The organism is Paenibacillus sp. JT31N7 (genome assembly GCF_059692095.1).
Genome location: NZ_JCAUAT010000014.1, coordinates 17642 through 38247 on the forward strand (window position 1 = coordinate 17642; position 20606 = coordinate 38247).

16 protein-coding genes and 2 pseudogenes are annotated in these 20606 nt (G+C 41.6%); 4 read left to right on the forward strand and 14 right to left on the reverse strand.

The features are described from left to right. Positions 1 to 119 precede the first annotated feature (119 nt). The gene (locus tag AC58P5_RS27755; RefSeq protein WP_497392275.1) at positions 120 to 638 is read right to left on the reverse strand and encodes a TetR/AcrR family transcriptional regulator; all 519 of its coding nucleotides are present in this window, start codon (positions 636 to 638) and stop codon (positions 120 to 122) included. A 225-nt stretch (positions 639 to 863) separates the two neighbouring features. Between AC58P5_RS27755 and AC58P5_RS27760 the strand changes: the two are divergent. Further along, positions 864 to 1616, forward strand: a pseudogene (locus AC58P5_RS27760) (glucose 1-dehydrogenase). Between the two features lie 94 nt (positions 1617 to 1710). Here AC58P5_RS27760 and AC58P5_RS27765 read toward each other — a convergent pair. Together AC58P5_RS27765 and AC58P5_RS27770 are read right to left on the reverse strand one after the other, a co-directional pair. Further along, positions 1711 to 1842, reverse strand: a complete 132-nt coding sequence (locus tag AC58P5_RS27765) for a hypothetical protein (protein ID WP_497392277.1) — start codon at positions 1840 to 1842, stop codon at positions 1711 to 1713. A gap of 85 nt (positions 1843 to 1927) precedes the next feature. After that, the gene (locus AC58P5_RS27770) at positions 1928 to 4564 is read right to left on the reverse strand and encodes an S-layer homology domain-containing protein (RefSeq protein ID WP_497392279.1); all 2637 of its coding nucleotides are present in this window, start codon (positions 4562 to 4564) and stop codon (positions 1928 to 1930) included. Positions 4565 to 4775: 211 nt separating this feature from the next. Between AC58P5_RS27770 and AC58P5_RS27775 the strand changes: the two genes are divergently transcribed. The 3 genes and pseudogenes from AC58P5_RS27775 to AC58P5_RS27785 all read left to right on the forward strand — a co-directional run bounded on the left by AC58P5_RS27775 (position 4776) and on the right by AC58P5_RS27785 (position 7016). After that, complete coding sequence (locus tag AC58P5_RS27775; protein WP_497392281.1) at positions 4776 to 5792, forward strand: glycosyltransferase family 2 protein; 1017 nt, start codon at positions 4776 to 4778, stop codon at positions 5790 to 5792. Positions 5793 to 6067: 275 nt separating this feature from the next. Then, positions 6068 to 6531, forward strand: a pseudogene (locus AC58P5_RS27780) (glycosyltransferase family 39 protein). A gap of 194 nt (positions 6532 to 6725) precedes the next feature. Continuing rightward, a complete protein-coding gene (locus tag AC58P5_RS27785) occupies positions 6726 to 7016 on the forward strand; it encodes a hypothetical protein (RefSeq protein ID WP_497392283.1) in 291 nt (96 codons plus the stop codon). 785 nt (positions 7017 to 7801) lie between these two features. On the opposite strand, the gene AC58P5_RS27790 is transcribed toward AC58P5_RS27785, so the two are convergent. The 11 genes from AC58P5_RS27790 to AC58P5_RS27840 all read right to left on the reverse strand — a co-directional run bounded on the left by AC58P5_RS27790 (position 7802) and on the right by AC58P5_RS27840 (position 20604). Further along, positions 7802 to 9217, reverse strand: a complete 1416-nt coding sequence (locus tag AC58P5_RS27790; RefSeq protein WP_497392285.1) for an undecaprenyl-phosphate glucose phosphotransferase — start codon at positions 9215 to 9217, stop codon at positions 7802 to 7804. Between the two features lie 31 nt (positions 9218 to 9248). Then, entirely contained in the window at positions 9249 to 10160 is a 912-nt protein-coding gene (gene galU / locus AC58P5_RS27795; protein ID WP_497392287.1) for a UTP--glucose-1-phosphate uridylyltransferase GalU, read from the reverse strand. A 13-nt stretch (positions 10161 to 10173) separates the two neighbouring features. Next, entirely contained in the window at positions 10174 to 11049 is an 876-nt protein-coding gene (locus AC58P5_RS27800) for a glycosyltransferase family 2 protein (protein WP_497392289.1), read from the reverse strand. A gap of 106 nt (positions 11050 to 11155) precedes the next feature. Further along, positions 11156 to 12088: a glycosyltransferase family 2 protein gene (locus AC58P5_RS27805; protein WP_497392291.1), complete on the reverse strand. Its 933-nt coding sequence runs from the start codon at positions 12086 to 12088 to the stop codon at positions 11156 to 11158. After that, positions 12078 to 12929: a dTDP-4-dehydrorhamnose reductase gene (rfbD, locus tag AC58P5_RS27810; protein ID WP_497392293.1), complete on the reverse strand. Its 852-nt coding sequence runs from the start codon at positions 12927 to 12929 to the stop codon at positions 12078 to 12080. The genes AC58P5_RS27805 and rfbD overlap by 11 nt, the downstream gene beginning before the upstream one ends. A 17-nt stretch (positions 12930 to 12946) precedes the next feature. After that, on the reverse strand, positions 12947 to 13951 hold the full coding sequence (gene rfbB, locus AC58P5_RS27815) for a dTDP-glucose 4,6-dehydratase (protein WP_497392295.1): 1005 nt from the start codon (positions 13949 to 13951) through the stop codon (positions 12947 to 12949). Then, complete coding sequence (gene rfbC / locus AC58P5_RS27820) at positions 13948 to 14511, reverse strand: dTDP-4-dehydrorhamnose 3,5-epimerase (protein ID WP_497392297.1); 564 nt, start codon at positions 14509 to 14511, stop codon at positions 13948 to 13950. Before rfbC ends, rfbB begins: the two co-directional genes overlap by 4 nt. 17 nt (positions 14512 to 14528) lie before the next feature. Next, positions 14529 to 15272: a sugar phosphate nucleotidyltransferase gene (locus AC58P5_RS27825; protein WP_497392299.1), complete on the reverse strand. Its 744-nt coding sequence runs from the start codon at positions 15270 to 15272 to the stop codon at positions 14529 to 14531. A 137-nt stretch (positions 15273 to 15409) separates the two neighbouring features. Further along, entirely contained in the window at positions 15410 to 17926 is a 2517-nt protein-coding gene (locus AC58P5_RS27830) for a glycosyltransferase (protein ID WP_497392301.1), read from the reverse strand. Further along, a complete protein-coding gene (locus tag AC58P5_RS27835; RefSeq protein WP_497392303.1) occupies positions 17910 to 19280 on the reverse strand; it encodes an FkbM family methyltransferase in 1371 nt (456 codons plus the stop codon). The genes AC58P5_RS27830 and AC58P5_RS27835 overlap by 17 nt, the downstream gene beginning before the upstream one ends. 37 nt (positions 19281 to 19317) lie before the next feature. Continuing rightward, positions 19318 to 20604 (reverse strand): ABC transporter ATP-binding protein, encoded by a 1287-nt coding sequence (locus AC58P5_RS27840; RefSeq protein WP_497392305.1) that lies wholly within the window; start codon positions 20602 to 20604, stop codon positions 19318 to 19320. Positions 20605 to 20606: the final 2 nt, after the last annotated feature.

Sequence of the window (20606 nt, forward strand, 5' to 3'; positions counted from 1 at the left end):
CGTGCCGGGAAACCGGCTTATTCTTTTGCCCCGGTAAAAGGCTCGTCCACGTAAGGACCGCGGGTCGCCAGGCGCATTAACTTCTCCGCCATATAGGGAGCCGTATACGGCATGCCGCTTTACAGCCACCACAGGATCACGCCAAGGAAAGCCGAGACTACGCAGCTCACGAGCATCTCTCTGGGCACCGCAAGCTGCCGCTCTTCGGGAGCTACCGTTCCGAGCCCTTTGGTCACAAACCCGGTAATCACGTCCGTCAATCCGCGGGTAAAATAAGGCATCCGCTGTTCCCCCAGAACCACTTGATAAAACTGCGCATGCCTGGCAATCTCCTCGAACAGCCAGACAAATGTAGGATGCGGCTTCCCGCCATCAAAACGAAACTCCGATGCATCTTCGAATAGAGGCTGGAGTCCGTCCACCAGCTCCTTTAATGTATCATCCATGCTTTGTTCCATGAGATCCTGTTTGTCCCGGAAATGAAGGTAAAAGGTCGACCGGTTCAGCGAGGCGAGGCCAGCGATGTCCCTGACCGTAATTTTCTCGTACCCTTGTTCCCCGATCAAAGCAATCAGCGCATCCCGCAGCATCAGGCGGTTCCTGATTACTCGCGGGTCCAAGTTATTTTTAATCGACATAACCGCTCTCTTTGTATAAGATCTTAGCTTTTTGCAACATAGCGCCGGGTATTGTCCATTAAGCGACAAATCCGCAAAAGCTGTTGGTTGAGCTATCCTTGCAAGCTCGGTATTATAATTAACGGGATGTCGATTAAACATCATCTTGTCGATAAAATTTGCGGGCACGGAAGCTTATCACATTGAACGCGCTTCCAATTTTAGCCTGAAGGATAGTTTTGCAAAATGGGACGCTTACAGGATAAAGTCGTCATTATAACGGGAGCCGCTATGGGCCAAGGGGAAACCGAAGCCAGCTGTTCGCGGCGGAAGGTGCGAAAGTCGTCGCAACCGACCTGCAAGAAGAGCAGCTGAACCGGGTTGTGGATGAAATCCGGCGTGCGGGCGGCCAGGCCATCGGCCTTAAGCACAACGTGGCATCGGAAGACGACTGGAAGCGGGTTGTGGGGAAAGCAGTGGAGCAGTTCGGCAAGGTCGATGTTCTCGTCAGTAATGCGGGCACTAGTACGGACAGCACGCTTGATACCTTCACCATCGAAGCTGGGATAAAGTCATGTCGATTAACTTGACGGGCTGCGTCATCGGAATGAAATACGTCGTTCCCGAAATGCGGAAAGCCGGCGGAGGCTCCATCGTCAATATTTCCTCTATCGCCGGGATTGTCGCCCTCAACTTCACCAACGGTTTGTTATACCGCGGCAAAAGGAGCCCTCCGCTCTTTATCGAAAGCATCCGCTGTCGAGCTGGCCCCGGACAAAATCCGCGTGAACTCCATTCACCCGGGCATCATCGTGACGCCGATGATTCAGGAAGCCCTCGACCAGGGCGCGGGACACATGTTCGAAGCGGGTACTCCTCTGCCCCGCCTAGGCAAGCCGGAAGACATCGCATACGGAGTCCTTCTATCTCACTTCGGACGAGTCCTCGTTCGTGACCGGCACGGAGCTGATCATTGACGGCGGTTGGACGGCGAGATAAGAAGGTTTATCAGATGACCATCCGGTAAACCGCCCAAATTGAAAGCCGCCGAAACCGGGAATACCCGCTCGGCGGCTTTCTTGTATATGTCCCCTCATAAGTTCACCAGGTAAAGAAACCCGCCGATAATAACCGCCCACATGACGGCTCCCACCAGCACTCCGATGATCAACCCGCGCCCCATTGGCATTTGATCGTCCCGGTAAGCATCTTCATGATCGATCATAAAAAAACCTCCCCGTTACCAAGATATGATCCTAGTATCGGGAAGATTCGGGCGGAATATACTTTTTAAAATAACTTCTAGAGCTTTACTTCGATTGTACCACCTCAATTACCCGCAGTATCATGACAACCGACTCTGCTCTTGTGGCGCTTTCCCCCGGAGCGAATTGATTATTTTCCCTACCATTGACAATTCCGCGCTTGAATGCCTCCAGAACATTTCCTTTAGCCCAGGCAGGAATTTCGTTATCATCCGCAAACAATGTATTATTATCCACCGGGACGGATATTTTCAGCGCGCGCATAATCATACTGACCATCTCTGCACGTGTAATCTGCGCATCTGGTCTAAAGCTGCCATCTTCATATCCGCTCACAATTCCCATCTCTGAGGCTAGGGAGATCGCACGGCTCGACCAGTCAGCTATTATTGAATGGTCCGTAAATTCAAGCTTTGCCCCTTCTCCACCAACATGGAGGCCATTAACCAGCATAACTGTAAACTCCGCTCTGCTTACAGTTTGGTTCGGCCTAAAAGTATGATCCGGGTAGCCATTGATAATATTTTTAGACAATCCCAATTGGATCATTTCTTTAGCCCAATGCGACATTACATCCGTAAACAAAGTACCTGTTTGACCGCCGTTGCTTTCAGTCTTCAAATCCTTATCGAATGCAAGTATTGCAAATTTTCCAAGTTTGCTGACTTCGGCTGTAACCTTAGTGTCTGTTACTTTCCCTTCTACTTTTACCCATATTTTCTTTTCTGTGTCATAGTAGCAGATTACCGGAATCTGATCTTTCCCGATCTTTTTAGTATCAAATTGGATAGTCAAACTGACAGGCCGTTTAAAATCCTCGGATGTACTTTTAGTCACTTCATAAATTGAACTGGCTAAAAAGTCAGTGTTGCTAACCCAAGAATTGTTCTCGGAAAGCCGTTCAACTTTTATGGTGCTTTCCTGCTCCAAGGATCCTGCAGGTACGCTCATGTTGACTTCTTCCCCGAAAAGGATTGTTCCTGATGAGTTCGCTTTAATCGTTACACTTACGTTATTAGATGGAGCTTCAATCCAAGCAGAACCGCCTCCTCCGCCCCAGCCACCTGTACCTCCTGTATTCCCCGAACCGCTGCTTTCACTAGCTTCTCTTGTTACGATTACATTGTAGGTACTCATGTCTCCACTTGGTGCTGTCACCGTTACTTCCAAAAGATTGTCGCCTGCAGCAACTGGAATAGTTCCAGTCTCATAGAAGCCGTTCAGATTAGAAACCGGGATAATTTGCCCCTCTTTTTTTACGGTTACACCTGCTTTGTCCGAGGTCGGTTTAACTGATACTTTTACCTCTGGGACATTGTTGGCAGCCTTAACTTTATATACGGAACCTGTCACGTTCATCTGCAATGGTGTTCCGTTCGATGTTACTTGAAGATCTGAAATTGTTGTGTTCGTGACGGGCGGTTGAGTGATCTTATATAATTTAGCATCGCCAAAGTGGCCCAACTGGTATAAACTTGGCAGCGGTGCTGTGAGACTATCTACACTGTCCGCAATAAAAAATATGCTTTGTTTTTTTGCCGTTGACATATACAAAGTGCTGGAATACCCTCCGATCTTTACATCCGGGTATGTCCACATTAATGCTTCCATCGGCAATTGAGCCGGCAGCAAAGTAATATTCTGACTGTCCAAAAACTCTTTACGCTTTAGTTTTATTAGTTGTCCGTTTGTTAGAGGATCCCAAGATGGGTGAGGCTTAAAAAACAGCTTATAATTCGTACCATAATCTGCTACGATTTGCTTAACGACGTCTTCAAAAGTGCCTTGTTCACCAGCAAAACTTGTTCCTGAAATAATCAGGTTAGGTTTGCTTGAGGAATAAAATAAGTAGTCGAATTTTGACCTATCAATCCCAACCGCTTCAATAAATTCGACTTTTTTCGCTTGTGGCAAGACCTCGTACATATAGTGCGGTAATTTCTTTACTAAGTTCATTTTTGCTAATTCTTCTGTAACCTTAACATCATTAGTCTGTAGCAATTCCGGGAATTGCATCCAGTACTCAACGTTATCCTTTTGAGAAACGTGATACATGCTTCTATACAGTTCCATATTGTCATTTATATTGATAACATCGATTTCACCCGCTTGAATACGCGTACTTCTTGTCTCATAATCATCTGCAAATCTATTCCACCACATATATGCGTCAATTTCATTAAAATAATCTCTAAAAGTGGTATATGAGCCTGTACCATCCGATAGCAAATATACTTTCAAGTTCGAATCAGGAACTTTATTAGCTAAAAACATTTGTAAGATAAACTGAACACGGAGATCGTCGATAAATAAATTGAATTTTGCGTTTGGATTTCCGTGGTACAATTCCTCCACTTTGCCCACAAGCTCATCCATAACTTCTTTACTGTAGGTTTTATCAGGAGCAATCAGATTTACCGTGTTAGAGATTTTCTGCGGATCGAACGTTCCTTTACGGAGATACCACATATAACTTTCATTATTGCTGGAGTATGCATTCAGCCCCGCATAAAGTGTCGGCAGGGTACCCAAGGTTACATAAAAATCATACACGGACTCCGTAACACTTCCACCTGTGCCGCTGCTTGGCAAGGATGTTGCATCCGTTTTTGCACGACTATAATTAGGGAAGAGTGCAACGAACAGTAAAATAACCAAACATAATTGCCAGTTTCTTTTCATAGTTACCCCCATGTTGAAAATAAAGTTTATTATCATTATAAGCAAGTAGTTATTCTCTCTTTGTAAATAAATTCCTCTTTAAATAATCATAAATCGACCAATCCAGTCATTTCTGTTTAAAGTATTCTTTTAAAATCCTTTCAATGTTAGAATGGAACATAATTATCAAGACTATAATTATTACGTTATTTATTAAGGAGTTGTATAAAGCTTGCAGTCATCCGGATATTGTCCATGCCTTACTATTGCCGTACCTTGTTATAATGAAGAGGAAGTATTTCCTGAAACTTTAAAAAGATTGACCGAATTATTGGAAGATCTAATCAATCATAATCGGATTTCCCGATCTAGCAAGCTATTATTCGTCGATGATGGCAGTAAAGATAAGACTTGGGCCTTAATTGAGAATGCTAACAAAATAAACAGCTATGTAAACGGGCTCAAGCTGGCTAAAAATGCCGGCCATCAGAATGCTTTACTTGCAGGCTTGCATCATGCAAAAAACGACTCGGATTGCGTGATATCGGTTGACGCTGATCTTCAAGACGATTTAAACGTAATCCCGCAATTTATTGAAAAATTTACAGAAGGTTATGATATCGTTTACGGTGTACGGGAAAGCAGAAATAAAGATACCGTATTCAAAAAGTATACCGCACAAAGCTTCTATAAACTCATGAAGATAATGGGGGTAAATGTAGTTTACAACCACGCAGACTATAGATTAATGAGCAAAAGAGCACTGCTAGAACTGGAAAACTTTAAAGAAACTAATCTCTTCCTAAGAGGCCTTGTTCCGCTGATTGGATTTAAGTCTACGAATGTTTATTACAATAGAGAAGAGCGTTTTGCCGGAGAATCAAAATACCCACTCAAGAAAATGCTATCTTTTGCGTTTGACGGCATTACTTCTTTTAGCGTCACGCCGATACGAACTATTTCCTTTTTAGGGTTTCTATTATTTATTTTAAGTCTCCTCATGGGGGCCTATGCTATCATTAGTAAATTATTTGGACAAACCGTTACTGGATGGTCTTCATTAATGGTATCTATATGGTTCATTGGGGGAATACAGTTAATTTGTTTAGGTTTGATAGGTGAGTATGTAGGAAAAATATATAAAGAGGTTAAAAACAGACCTAAATTTATTATTGAAAAGGAACTGTCTGCTACACAACCCATTCTAAAAGATTCCGTTCATCAGGAAGCAATGTTTAGTCATTCATAAACTACTAGTTTGTTTAGAAAGGAACTTAAATTTAATAATGAAGCTACCTATAGATAAGGGCTTTAAAAATCCTGCCTATCGAAACCGTCTTTACTATTTTATACTCTTGCTTGTTATTTCAATAACAAGCCTAAATTTGTTCTATAATTTGGGCAGCAGCGCGATAGCCGACTGGGATGAAGCCAGGCACGGGGTGCCTATGAAATGCTCAAGGATAAAAATTTTATAATCAATACTTACAACGGTACATATGACTATTGGAATCTAAAACCCCTTTGAGTTTTTGGACGATAGTTTTGGGTTTTAAACTGGCAGGATACAATACCCTGGGCCTCAGACTGATATCAGCTATCCTAGCTCTTTTAACGATTATTTGCATAGCCCTATTCTCTAAATACAAATACGGCAAATCGCGTCTATCTTTTCTGCTTTAATCGCAGCAACAAGTTATCAGTACATTTTATTGCATGGAGCTAGAACAGGGGATGCGGATTCGTTATTCCTTCTCCTATTTACTCTGTCTATTATCTTCATTCTCCTTATTGAACACAATATTAAATGGCTTTACTTATCAGGACTTAAGTTTTCTTTGTCTTTTCTGACAAAAAGCTGGCATGCTGGCAGTATTCTGATTATAGAGGTCTTGTATCTCATCTTCACTAAAAAGCTATTCCATATAAAATTCAAAAACTGGGTCACCTATTTTGCTTTTAATGTTTCTCTATCGCCATTTGGCTAATGTTAAGGTATCCCTATGATGGAATGTAGTTCTTTAAAAGCATGATCACTTATGACCTGTTATTCTAAACACCCACTCCTCTTGAAGGACATCATGGGTCTAAATATTTTTATCTTCAAATCATCAAAATTTATTACATAGGCTGGTTGTTTCTTTTAATTCTTGTACTATTTGCTTATCTAAGCAGGGAAAAAATGCGAGCCATCCTAAAGGAAAATTGTATTATCGGATTGATCTTGTGGATGTTCATACCCCTTGCATTATTTAGTGTAGCCAAAACAAAACTTGAGTGGTATATCCTTCCCATTTATATCCCTTTAGCCACACTAATTGGAGCTGTTATCGCCAAAATATTTAGTTATAAAAAAACTGCTTTAAGTATCCTAACTTTCGTCCTATTTATCGGTGTATTTTGGAAGTATGAAACGGATATTTTAAAAACCATTGCCACACCTAAACCAAGATCCTGCGCAGCAACTGATTAAAGATACCCAACACATTGAAATGATGAAAGGTCAGAAATTATATTCTTATCCTTCATCTGAGAAGGCTCCTTTGTCTCAGAGCCTCCTTTTAGCGGCAAAGCTCTACAAAGATTTAGAAATATCTTCCTGAGATTTGAATCAATATTTAAGCGATCCCATAGAGCAAAAATGAGCACCTGAACATCATTCACTCATTAAAAAGCACCAATGTGAAGACTATAATTGATAAACCAATAGAATTGTATCCAGGCATAATGTTAGAAAAGCTTTATTATCATAAAACAGATAAAAATAGCTACAAGATCATCTATAACTTCGGCAAGGACACAAAAATAGAGGAAATAAAAAATACAACTTGAAATTCCATAGCCACCCGCAATGGTATGATAATTTCCTTAATTGGGATATTCGAGGGATTTCATCGTAATTATAAATAATCAAATTTATTTGTTTAATGATATCCAAACCAATATTAAAAATATCGATTTAATCAATATTTCCTTATACACCCTAACCAAAAATAAGAATGGAGAGCTAGATTTTCCTAATCATGGGGAGCAAATTAATTTAAAAAATATCAGGTAGAAATAGCTCAAAGTGGATATGGCATAACAGCCAACCATCTGAACAACCTACAGCATGCCTTCCGCTGGACTAGCCGGCTTTAGATGACGACTCAAAAACACCCCCAAGTTTGCAACACGATAGAGTTGCAAACTTGGGGGTGTTTAATTCTGTTTAACGGTATGTTTTAGTCCTCTGCTTAACTATACGCCAAATCAATATTAATAGGCATTTTTGTTCGTAAAGCCGTTTACGATCGTTTTCCAGATAATCTTGATGTCGAAGAGGAACGACCAATTTTCGATATAGAAAATATCGTGCTGAATCCGGTCCGAAATCGAGGTATCCCCACGGAGACCGTTGCTCTGCGCCCAGCCTGTAATACCCGGACGAATATGATGCTTCACCATATATTTCGGAATCTCTTCTTTAAACTGTTCCACGAAAAACGGCCGTTCAGGCCGCGGTCCGACCACACTCATATGCCCGAAAAGCACATTGAAAAACTGCGGCAGCTCGTCGAGACTCGTTTTGCGGAGAAAGGCGCCCAGCCTCGTTTTGCGCGGGTCGTCGGCCGTCGTCCAGCCCGTATCGGACGTGTTCGCCGTATCCTGACGCATTGAGCGGAATTTGTACATGTAAAATTTCCGCCGGTTCAACCCTACTCGCTCCTGCTTGAAAATCACCGGGCCGGGCGACGTCAGTTTGATTGCCCCGGCAATCACGATCATCACCGGAAGGGTGAGCAGAATGGCCGTAAGCGAAAACGCGAGATCAAAAGTCCGTTTGATCATCCGGTTGCTGATCATATCGAGCGGAATATCGCGCACATTGATCAGCGGCATTCCCGCAAAGTTATCGAAAAACGGCCGCGCAGGCAAATAATCGAAGAAGTCGGGAATAATCAGTGTCCGCACGCCCGCCTTTTCACATGCCGCAATGATACGCGGGAATTTGTGATGAACGTCCAGCGGCAGCGCGATAATGACTTCATCGATCAATTTGTCCTGCAAGATTTCTTCCAGCTCATCCAGCCTGCCTATAACCGGCTTGTAAGGAGCGGCGGGTAGCACCTTGTGCTCCGAATGCTCTCCGTGATCATCGAGAAACCCGATAATTTCATAGCCGAGCTCCGGATGCTGCAGCAGATTATCGTGAAAGCGCCGTCCCAGCGTACCCGCTCCCAGAATGAGCACAAACTGCTTGTTGTACCCTTTCTCGCGAAGGCGCTTGAGGCTTTCTTTCAAAACGTAGCGGTAAACGGTGATGAGCACAATATCCAGCACAATATAGATGGCGAGAAACTCACGCGAAATATGCACTTCTTTGAAGAAGAAGAGCAAGCTGAGCTGGATGAACAAGCTGATCAGATGCGTCTGTACGATTTTGATCAGCGCATCGGCAAACCGTTTCTTGCGGTTCGGTCCGTACAGCCCGATGAAAAAGCCGACCGCTACGGCCACAGCCCCGTAGACCGCGCTCCAAGCGGCATAAACGGAGATGGGGATCGGCTGATTGGCATCCAGCCAACCGCTCTCGAATTTAACCCACCAGGCGATCAGGAAGGCGGTCTGAATCACGGCGAAATCAAAAATCGCATAGACCTGGGTTAGAAATTGTTGATTTCTGCGAAGCATAGAAAATTCACCTCAAAAATCGTTGGAGATTCTAAACGGTCTGTCTGGACAAAATTTCATCCACTTTATTTTTCATATAGTCCACTAGCTGAGTACGCAGTTCTTCATTTTTTAAAGCATATTCGATATTCGTTTGAATAAAACCAAATTTCTCTCCGACATCGTAACGTATTCCTTCAAAATCGTATGCGTAGACTTTCTCAAATTTACATAGGGCATTGATAGCATCGGTTAGTTGAATCTCACCGCCGGCCCCCACATGCTGCTGTTGCAGCAAATCAAAAATGGCGGGAGTCAAAATATAACGTCCCATTATAGCGAGATTGGAAGGAGCCAACTGAGGTTTAGGTTTTTCTATTAGGCTATTCACTTCATAAATACGCGAATTTAACTGGATCGGATTCACTATTCCGTATCTCGACACTTCTTCCGTTGAAACCCGTTGTATTCCGATTACAGAGCTCTGTCTCTTTTCGTATACGTCTATCATTTGTTTTAGGCAAGGGTTATTTTCAGAGTCTACAATATCGTCGCCGAGCAAAACAGCAAAGGGTTCATTTCCGATAAATTTGCGCGCACACCATACGGCATGACCTAAGCCCTTAGGTTCTTTTTGACGGATATAATGAATTTCGACTTTCGCGCTCTTAAGCACTTCATCCAGGAGGGAAAGCTTTCCTTTCTCCAACAAATTCCGCTCAAGTTCGAATGAATTATCAAAATGATCTTCGATAGCACGTTTGCCTTTGCCGGTTACAATAATAATATCTTCAATACCGGATTCAATGGCTTCTTCCACGATATATTGAATCGTCGGTTTATCAACAATAGGAAGCATTTCCTTAGGCATTGCTTTCGTTGCAGGTAGAAATCGGGTCCCTAGTCCGGCTGCGGGTATGATAGCTTTTTTAATTTTCAAACGTTGTAAACCTCCTTGGTGCATGGGCTTATACGGCTTAGCTTGATTTATTAACTGGCAGCGCCTTATTTTTCAGCAGCGCAAGTCCGAACTTGACCGCCACCCCCATATAAACGGCGGCATTCGTCACGAACGAGTAATTACGCTTGTAATGTTTACGGTGAAACAAAATCATGGCCCTGTGAAATTCATAGATGATTTTATACGGTTTGCGCCTGCTGCTGGCGCCCTTGTAATGAACAATTTGCGTGCGCGGGTAATAATAAATTTGCCAGCCCGCTTCCTTGATCCGGTAGCACCAATCCACGTCTTCCCCATACATGAAAAACTCTTCGTCGAGCAATCCGACTTCCTCGATCGTTTTCCGACGGACCATCATAAAAGCTCCGACCAAACAATCGACTTCGTATTCCTCGTCGGGGTTCAAATACCCCAGCTGGTATTGATTGAACCGGGGACGATCCGGGAACAACTTCGAGAACCCGAACGCATAATAAAAAGACGCCGACGGCGTCGGAAAACCGCGTTTGCACGCTTTATCGAGAGAACCGTCAGGCAGCACCACTTTGCAGCCCGCTGCGCCGACTTCCGGATGTCCGTTCATATAATCCAGCATAATTTGGAACGTATCCGGCTCTACAATCGTGTCCGAGTTCAACAATAAAATATATTGGCCCTGCGCTATTCTTATGCCCTGATTGTTCGCCCGGGAAAAACCGACGTTTTCCTGGTTCGCGATCAAATCTACCTGCGGAAACTCGTTTCCAATGAAAGAAACGGAATCATCCGAGGAGTTGTTGTCGATCAAAAGTACTTCGTATGTATATCCCGTTACGGAAGCATATACCGAATGCAGACAATCAAGCGTCAGTCGGCGGGTATTATAATTAACGATGATAATGCTTAAGTCCATCTGTATCTCCATCCGAATTTACTAGATATTCCTAGTATACCATGCAAGATTGTGAATAGGCTAAATCTAGCCCAAAATAAAAAGACCTCCATTAAGGCTAAGGTCTTTAAGATTTCCAGTTGAGAAATAGTCCCAAATTTCGCGCAACTCCTATTTTATAAAACCCGTTCTTAAGAAGTGAAATTCGGCCTCTTGCGAAAGAACTATTTTCCAGCTCAATAAACTTCTCTAGGAGCGTGCGGCTTTCTTCAGGAAGCCTCTCGGAAAACTGTACCTCAAAAGCCTTTGCCTGTCGTATATTCTTGTCCAGATACACCGGTTCTAACAGCTTATTTTTGATGTAAGACATACCGAACCGCTTAGCACCCACGCTGTTTTCACCATGCTGCCGATACAAGATCGTCGGCTCCGTCACATAGCCGATCCTGCCGAACGCACTGGCAACCAAACCGATCCACCAATCATGCATAATCGCGTCCGTATGTACGGGAAGACTGATCTCGGCCAACCGGCGGTTTACCATCACCGTGCAGCCCGTAATGACATTCTGCATGAGCAGGCGCGGAAACGAATCCTTAGCGGGATCCAGCTTTTGATAGTTCCAGAAAGACGGGTTAAGCTCCCGCTGCTGCTCGTTGACCACTTTTAAATCCGTGTGAATCAAAAGCGGCCGCTGCCCGCAAGACTTTTCCAGCTGCTTCATTTTAGCCAAAGTCTTTTCGATTTTATCCGGAAGCCAGACATCGTCTTGGTCCGCGAACATAAAATAATTCGCCTTTGACCCTGATAGGCCTTCCTGAAGCAGCCGGCCAAAGCTTAATTTCGGCCCTTGGTTATCTTCTTGCGGCATCAAGCGGACACAATCGTATTTCATTTCGTACTGCTTCAAAATAAGCAAAGTCGTATCGCTAGATCCGTCATCTCTCACCAAGATGCTCGTATTTGAATGAGATTGGGCTACTATCGAATTCAGCTGGCTTTCGAGATAGTTAGCCCCGTTATAAGTAGATAAGAGCACAACGACCGAGTCATTCCCCATTTCGGTACTCCTTAAGAAAGTCCCTCAGCCCTTCCTTCCAGCCTCTTAAATCCTGAAAGCCATTGGAGCGAATGCCCATGTGGTCCATAACGGAAAATGGCGGCCGCTCCGCGGGACGCGGAAATTCATCCGTCGTGCAGGGATTCATGGCCACTTTCATATCCGACTCCTCGAATATCGCCTTCGCAAACTCATACCATGTACACGTCCCGCTGTTGGAAGCATGGTAAATTCCGTATTTCTCCGTTTGTACAAGTTCCAGAAGAAAGGAAGCCAAATCAGCCGCATAAGTCGGGGAGCCCGTTTGGTCATGGACTACATTTAATGAAGTTTTCTCTCCGCCCAACTTGAGCATGGTCTTTACGAAATTGTGCCCGACCCGGCCGTAGACCCACGATGTGCGCACGATAAAATACCGGCTGCTTACTGTCTGAGTCAAGATTTCTCCGGCCCTTTTGGACTTTCCGTACACACTTTGCGGATTGGTATTGTCATATTCGTTGTAAGGTGTACTCCCTCTGCCGTCGAATACGTAATCCGTGCTGACATAACAAAACTTCACGTTATGTTTTTCCGCTTCCACAGCCAGGTTACGCGTTCCGCTTGCATTGACGCGGTATGCCTCGTCGGGTTCGCTTTCCGCTTTGTCTACGGCCGTATAGGCGCCGCAATGTATCAGAACGTCCGGCCTGATTTCCTGAATGATCCGCCCGCACGCCGTCTGATCCGTAAAGTCCAGCTTTTCACGCCCGTATCCGTAAACTTCATGCCCCTCTGCTTCAAACAGCCTGCAAACTTCGCTTCCAAGCTGTCCTTTTGCTCCGGTAACTAAGATTTTCATAGGAACCTCCGCGTTTCTTAAGAACCATACTGCTGTTCATAATAGGATTGGTAAGCTCCTGAACGTATGCGTTCCCACCATTCTTTATTGTCCAGATACCATTGTATGGTCTCCTGGATACCGGACTCGAAGTTATGCTTGGGCTGCCAGCCCAGCTTCGCCGTTATTTTGCTTGCATCGATTCCATATCTGCGGTCATGTCCGGGACGATCTTGAATAAACGTAATTAATTGTTCGGATTTGCCGAGTGCCGCCAAGATCGTTTGGATGATGACCAGATTGGTGCGCTCATTGTTCCCTCCGATATTGTACACTTCCCCATCCCGCCCGCTGTGCAGAACCAGATCGATCGCCGAACAATGATCTTCCACGTAAAGCCAGTCCCGTACGTTGAGGCCGTCTCCATAAACGGGAAGAGATTTCCCATCCAGGGCATTGGCAATCATAAGCGGAATAAGCTTCTCCGGAAACTGATACGGCCCATAATTGTTGGAGCAGCGTGTAATATTAACCGGCAGCCCGAATGTTTCGTGATAAGCGCGAACCAGCATGTCGCCGCCGGCTTTACTAGCCGAATAAGGGCTGTTAGGAGCCAGAGGCGTTGTTTCTGAAAATAGTCCCGTCTCGCCAAGAGAGCCGTACACTTCATCTGTAGAAACCTGTACAAATTTAGTAATCCCGTGGGCTTTTGCGGCATCAAGCAGCACTTGAGTCCCCATAACATTGGCTTGAACAAAAATGCCCGGGTCCAGAATACTGCGATCCACATGAGACTCGGCCGCAAAGTTTACGACCACGTCAACGCCAAAGTCGAAAGCCTGTTGAACCGCCTTCCGGTCGGAAATATCCCCTTTTAAGAACCGGTAGTTGGGATGGTTCTCTACCGATTTTAAATTTTCCAGATTTCCGGCGTAGGTTAAAGCATCCAAATTGATGATTTGGTAATCCGGGTATTTCTTAAGCATATAAAGAACGAAGTTGCTTCCGATAAAACCCGCTCCGCCTGTTACGAGAAGTTTCATGATTGAACCTCCTCTTCAAAGTTGTTATCCGCATCCGCCAAGCTCGGGTGTTTTTCATCTTTTGCGGAAAGAATAGGGCTGGATGTCGGCCAGTCGATAGCTAGCTGAGGATCATTCCACCTGATTCCTCTATCGTTTTCCGGGGAGTAGTACTCGTCTACCTTATACAATACTTCCGTGTTGGGCACCAGCGTGCAAAAACCGTGAGCGAAACCTCTCGGCACCAGAAGCTGGCGCTTATTTTCCGAACTGAGGATAAATCCCTGCCACTGGCCGTACGTCGGCGATTTTTTGCGTATGTCCACGATAACGTCGTAAATGGCGCCGGCAAGGACACGGATTAGCTTGGTCTGCGCTTTGGGATTGAGCTGATAGTGCAGACCCCGAAGAACACCGGTTTCGGAAGACAGCGAGTGGTTATCTTGAATAAAGTTATGGGTGATTCCCAGCTCTTCAAATCTTTTTTGGTTATAGCTTTCCATGAAAAACCCACGGCTATCGCCATGGACTGCAGGTTCGATAATTAGCGCCTGAGGAAAATTTGTAGGAACTGTTTTCATATTAAGTCCCCTTCCATTTAAGGCTTTAGTTTGCCGAAATCATCATCGTATGCAATTTCTTTAGCAAGCTCATTGGCACGACCCAGAGATGAATGGGTTCCTGCATCCGTCCACCAACCTTGAAGAATATCAAAAGTCAGCTTTCCTTGTTCAATATATGCGTTATTGACATCCGTTATCTCAAGCTCTCCACGAGCTGAAGGCTTCAGTGTCTTGATTATTTTAAACACCTGGCTGTCATACATATAGATACCCGTCACAGCATAATTGCTGCGAGGGTGTGCAGGTTTTTCTTCAATAGAAATTATTTTATCGCCTTGGAGTTCCGGAACGCCGTATCGTTGAGGATCAGGGACTTCCTGAATTAGAATCTTGGCCCCTGTTGATTGCTTACGAAACTTGTCCACATATGCAGAGATGTCTTCTTCAAATACATTATCTCCAAGAATAACCACCATTTGTTCGCCGCCAACGAAATGTTCCGCCATACCTAGCGCCTGAGCAATTCCACCAGCCTCGTCCTGAACTTTATAGGTAAATGTCATGGAAAAATCTCGTCCGCTCCCAAGCAAATTAACGACGTCCCCCATATGTTCTTTGCCGGTTACGATCAAGATATCTTGGATACCTGCTTGTTTCAATTTAATAAGGGAGTGATACAGCATCGGATATTTACCGACGGGTAAGAGGTGCTTATTCGTAACTTTGGTAAGTGGAAAGAGACGAGAACCTGTGCCACCTGCAAGAATAATTCCTTTCATAAAAAGACCTCCAAATAGGATTTACTCATCAGTGAACTCTCGAACCCTTAATAATCTAGTAAGGATAAGCCCCGAAACTAATCATGCTTGAGTTCATATGTCAGTGTAGCTATCGTACTTGCCCTTTATTATAATCCTCACAAAATTTTTGGATAGGCTAACGTTAGGGAAAGTTTATTTAATTCTTCTAAACTGGCCCTATTTTCTTTTAATTTGGCTATAAGACTTGCTAATACAGTTTCGTTTAAATGTGACGTTGTTTCCTGAGAAATATAGGCAGCATAATGTTTAACTATTTTATTAATATCCAACTCTTGTATAGCGTAGTTTCTTGCATTACTACCTATATCATTTATTTTTTGGGGATGGTCTAATAAATCCTCTAGATTTCTATAAATGCTTTCCACTTCTTCAGATTCAGTCATAAACTCAGGTGATTTTAGTTTTATAGAACAGTTATCCGGAATTTCAGAAAAACTTCCCAGATCATTAATCAAGCAGCATTTTCCCTTTGCCAAGATCCTCATAAGGCTCCCTGAGGTTTCTCCATTATATGGATATCTTAGATTGATACAGATATCGGTAGCGGTAATATAATCTTCAAACTCATCCAGTTCAGTATATCCTGTGATTTTTATTTTATTTCCTAGATGATTCTTCACTATAAAACTTTCCATCTCACTCTTAATACTCACAGAAGGCTTGCCTACTAAATACAGGATAACCTTATCGTACTGAGTACTTAGAGATTTAAAAGCTTTTAATAAAGGAATAATTCTTTTGGTTTCATGAATATGTCCAAATGCTGATAATACAATCTCATTCTCATTTATGTTTAATCTGGCTCTTGTGTCCCTCTTATCTTCAATAGGATTAATTTCTGCAAAACTCAAAATCTTTTTCACTCTTCTTTTAATATCTTTACTCAGCAATTTTTTCTTTGCAAAGTCACTGTGAACAATGATTTTTTTTGAATGATTAACGACAAAGCCATTGGAAGGCATCTCAAAAATTTTTATAGAAATCTTCCCGGATTTATAATCATCTACATAAGTATCCACAACTGCCTTATCATAATCTTCATATAGAAATTCCTTATACACTTTATTTTCATTTTGTTTAGAAGCCAAGTAATGTATTAAACCATGCAAATTATAATCATGTAGCATTAAGGTTCCCGGATATCTCCTAATATAATCAATCATATAGGCGTGATACTCGCTGTTACCCATTTGATATATAATATCCATATAGTTTCCACTTTTCGGGTCAAAATCTGTGTATTCATAGACCTTAATGTTTTCAGCTAAATTACAATCGGGTGCATAATTTTTATCGATAAAAACATCAATATCAAAGTATGCAGCAAGTCCGTTTAAAATACTTACACTATAATCAGAAATACCGGATTGAATTGGAGGCAGTGGTGTAAAAAAGGCAATTTTATTTCCCCTTTTTTCTTCCTTTACTTCCTCTTTGTTCAATGAAGTTAAAGCAGCTAATGTTCTTTTTGCAACCTCATCCCACGTAAAAAGCTTAATACGTTCATACCCTTTTTGAACTAGTTCATTCAAATTACGATCTCTTAATATTTCAATCAAGCCTCTAGAAATATCATTAACATCGAATGGATCTACGAGGACAGCAGCTCCATCTGCAATCTCACCTAAGCTCGAATTATTTGAAGTTAAGACTGGAGTTCCGCAGGCCATAGCTTCTATAACTGGCAAGCCAAATCCTTCGTATTGAGATGGAAAAGCTACCACATGCGCCAGATTATATAATTTTATTAGATGGTCAAGAGGAACAAAATTAGTGAGTATAACACGTTCTCTTACATTGTATTTGGCTGCAATTTCATAGTAACGTGATTCCGATGACTGACTTAATTTACAACAAATAACCAGTTGGTATTGTTCAATTAGATCATTCGGCATCTTGGAATACGCTATTATAAGTTCAGCGATATTTTTTCGTTCATCATCGCCGCCCGTGCACATAATGAATGAATCTCTTATGTTGTAAATTTCCTTAAACTTTGCAGCGTCTTCAGGCGATATATCGATTCTTTCATAACAACTATCTGTACCGGCGTATATAACGTCTATATTGTCAGGACCTATTTTAAAATGCTGTGCAGTGTCATCTTTCGCACTTTGAGATATGGCTAACAATTTGTCCATTTTTTTGATATTATTAACCCATCCCATATACTTCTCGTGCATATCTTTATTACTTAGGTATCTTTGTTTGAAAATAAACGGTATGATATCGTAAACAGTCCCTACTGTTTTAACGTCACCAAACCATTCCATATCATAAGAAATATTCCTATCAAAAGGAGACGTCATGTAGAAGACATCAATGTTATGTAATCGTATAAATTTTTTTATTAAATCTCCTAATAATGGTTGGCAACTTTTTTCTTTAGCTATAAAATTATCTTGACCCAGGTAATAATAGTATTGACTCACATTGTCCGAGTACTGGAGAACTTCTTTCAAGTCGATATCTTCATAAAAATTAATGAGAAAATATTTATTTACCTTATCTATCTCAAATAAAGTTTTCAGTTGACTAGTCGTATAATTTCCGATGCCTCTATTCTTAGAATCAGGACCTAGTACGGCCAAAACGTCAATGGCTATATTCATCTCTGCATTCTTCCCTTTCCTTCAAAAACTTCCGGTCTATAAAAATAGAATTAATTCCCGTAAAAGCATATTCATCATATTCTTTGTCTTCTAAAAACTTTACAATTTCCTTGTTTTTCGTCTTATGGCTAAGAGTAGTTTCGTAACCAACCATCTCAATAACAATGATAGCAGGTCTGTATTTCCCATAGTCAACGGATTGTAATATTTCCATATCTTTGCCTTCGATATCAATCGATAAGATAGTAGGAGCTTTGCCTAGATAATCTTCAACGATTTTTTGATAAGTTATTGTTTTAACGGAATTGGTTTCTATTATTTCGAGTGCAGGATTTGTTTTACAAAATTCCTGAGCCGCACCTAAATCAGGCGTGCTTAAGCCATCTCCATTTAACACATAGAACTCTATATCCTTGCCTGATTCGACATCCACAGCATAATTTAATATCAGATCTCTATGCCGGTAAAATTTTAGTTCCGGGATAAGTGCAGAATTAGCTTCCACTAGTACGCCTTTTGCTCCCATACTATAAAAGTAATATGTATTACTTAATTCTTTAGCATGGTTAGCCCCTAAGTCTACATAATCAACCTCTTCAAACGGAATTCCTAAAACATGAATAATATAAGCTAAAATACTATCTTCACCGGATTGGGAAAAGGTGTGCTTGTTAAAGATAGAAAATGGTTTTGACTTAAATAAATCAATTTCGTTAAGCTGTTCTAATGTTGCTTCAGCTCGGCTTATTTTAGTTACATATATCTCATTTTGGCTTTTTATATCTTCGATATCTGCCATGAGCTTTTGATTTAAATATTCTGTATGTGCTTGTTTTTCTGTCATTTCATTTTTAAAATTATTATAATCATTAACTTGTTGAGTTAAGTCTGCTACTTGTTGAGTTAAGTCTACTATTAATTTTTTATTATGAGTCAGCAAAACGTCATTCTGTTCTAATCGCTGATTATACTCTTTTTCCAGCTCTTCTAATCTACTCGTTAATTTCCCAGTGAGTTCGGTTAACCTGCCAATAGCTGGAGTAACTGCATTATTGAAATTAGTTTGTTGAAATGTAATAGGCTCTATATACCATTTCAACAATTTTCTGACGACTTTCTTTCCGAACAAAATAAATGGCCCTAACCATTTTCTACAGGAAAATATATGTCGATAAGCATAATTTTCCCTATTCCCCTCCATTTCTTTTATATATTTATCTAATTCATTGAAATAGTCATCTTTTTTTATGATTTCTTTTTGTTCTAAGCTCACCGGCTCAGTTTTTACATTTACCCCTTCAAAAAGTTTATTAAATATAACTTCATGTTCAACACTTTTGAACTTTATATTCATGAGATATTCTCTCCTTATGCTAGATCTTATACCAATCTCAAGTTATTTCCCATTGATGGTTAAAGGATATGAGACCTACTGCTTTATCATTTGAAACAACGGAAAAATCCATATAATATTTTATAAAATCCAAGGCTCTATGGTTGCCGTCAACAACCGCAACATTCAGTTTATAATTACCAGTGAGTAAGTCACATTTATCAATCTTAAATCTTATGCTACCCGTGGTTTGGAGTTCACGGATTTTAATCTTCCCGATCTCCGTGTTGTTTCCGTAAACCAACGTCTTGTCTGCGGTATAAATTCCCACCCCAAAAATATATTCTTTTTGTTCTTTATTGACTCTATAATCCATTTCAATAGTTATCGGTTCATTTGCGGAAATAACATTGGTGCTTTCATGATGCCCGTTAATTATTCTTGCAGCTGTTATTTCAACTTCTTTAGTCCCCCAGCGGTTATCATCGGAAAAATTTAAAGAAGGGCTTTCTTTAGAAACGGTATTATCATCTTCGAGGATAGTTAGTTTTTCTTCACTAGCAACTTTTTGTTCTTCCTCAAATTCAGCCTGCCTATGCTCAATATAGGACTGATTCATATACTGTGTGTATAAATTAACCACACGATCAGGCTCGCCTTCTTCCACTATCTCTCCTTTATTCATCCAAACGACCCGGTCACATATTTTTTCAATTGTGCCCAAATCATGTGCGACGATCAATATCGTTGCCCCATTATTTTTAAATCCTTCGATTTTGTCGTAACATTTCTTTTGGAAGTTAGCGTCTCCAACGGATAAGATCTCATCAATAAGCAAGATTTCTGGATCTACATTGATAGCAACCGAAAACGCAAGTCTCATATACATTCCAGAGGAATATGTCCTGACAGGATTTTCAATAAAGTCCCCTAGCTCCGAAAACTGAATGATATCTTTGATTTTTGCATTGATCTCTCTTCTCGACAATCCAAAAATCGAAGCATTTGTATATATATTTTCCCGTCCAGTAAAATCAGGATGAAATCCGGCACCCAGTTCAATAAGACTTGATAGTCTTCCGTTAACTTCTATTGTTCCACTATCCGGGTATAAAATTTTTGTTATTAGTTTTAATAGCGTACTTTTTCCGCACCCATTATGGCCAATTAATCCAACTGTTTCTCCCTTTTTTATATCTAAACTCACCTTATTTACGGCAAGAAAATCGCTATAATCATTGCTTCTCAGTCGTAATAGCTTTTCTTTTAATGTAAGTGGTTTGTCGTGGTAAATTTTAAACGCTTTGCTGACTGAGTTAATAGAAATTGCCGCTAAATCATTCATTA

Coding starts and splice junctions, on each gene's coding strand:
- AC58P5_RS27755 (WP_497392275.1), bottom strand. CDS start 638: ATGTCGATTAAAAATAACTTGGACCCGCGAGTAATCAGGAACCGCCTG.
- AC58P5_RS27765 (WP_497392277.1), bottom strand. CDS start 1,842: ATGATCGATCATGAAGATGCTTACCGGGACGATCAAATGCCAATGGGG.
- AC58P5_RS27770 (WP_497392279.1), bottom strand. CDS start 4,564: ATGAAAAGAAACTGGCAATTATGTTTGGTTATTTTACTGTTCGTTGCA.
- AC58P5_RS27785 (WP_497392283.1), top strand. CDS start 6,726: ATGCGAGCCATCCTAAAGGAAAATTGTATTATCGGATTGATCTTGTGG.
- AC58P5_RS27790 (WP_497392285.1), bottom strand. CDS start 9,217: ATGCTTCGCAGAAATCAACAATTTCTAACCCAGGTCTATGCGATTTTT.
- galU (WP_497392287.1), bottom strand. CDS start 10,160: ATGCACCAAGGAGGTTTACAACGTTTGAAAATTAAAAAAGCTATCATA.
- AC58P5_RS27800 (WP_497392289.1), bottom strand. CDS start 11,049: ATGGACTTAAGCATTATCATCGTTAATTATAATACCCGCCGACTGACG.
- AC58P5_RS27805 (WP_497392291.1), bottom strand. CDS start 12,088: ATGGGGAATGACTCGGTCGTTGTGCTCTTATCTACTTATAACGGGGCT.
- rfbD (WP_497392293.1), bottom strand. CDS start 12,929: ATGAAAATCTTAGTTACCGGAGCAAAAGGACAGCTTGGAAGCGAAGTT.
- rfbB (WP_497392295.1), bottom strand. CDS start 13,951: ATGAAACTTCTCGTAACAGGCGGAGCGGGTTTTATCGGAAGCAACTTC.
- rfbC (WP_497392297.1), bottom strand. CDS start 14,511: ATGAAAACAGTTCCTACAAATTTTCCTCAGGCGCTAATTATCGAACCT.
- AC58P5_RS27825 (WP_497392299.1), bottom strand. CDS start 15,272: ATGAAAGGAATTATTCTTGCAGGTGGCACAGGTTCTCGTCTCTTTCCA.
- AC58P5_RS27830 (WP_497392301.1), bottom strand. CDS start 17,926: ATGAATATAGCCATTGACGTTTTGGCCGTACTAGGTCCTGATTCTAAG.
- AC58P5_RS27835 (WP_497392303.1), bottom strand. CDS start 19,280: ATGAATATAAAGTTCAAAAGTGTTGAACATGAAGTTATATTTAATAAA.
- AC58P5_RS27840 (WP_497392305.1), bottom strand. CDS start 20,604: ATGAATGATTTAGCGGCAATTTCTATTAACTCAGTCAGCAAAGCGTTT.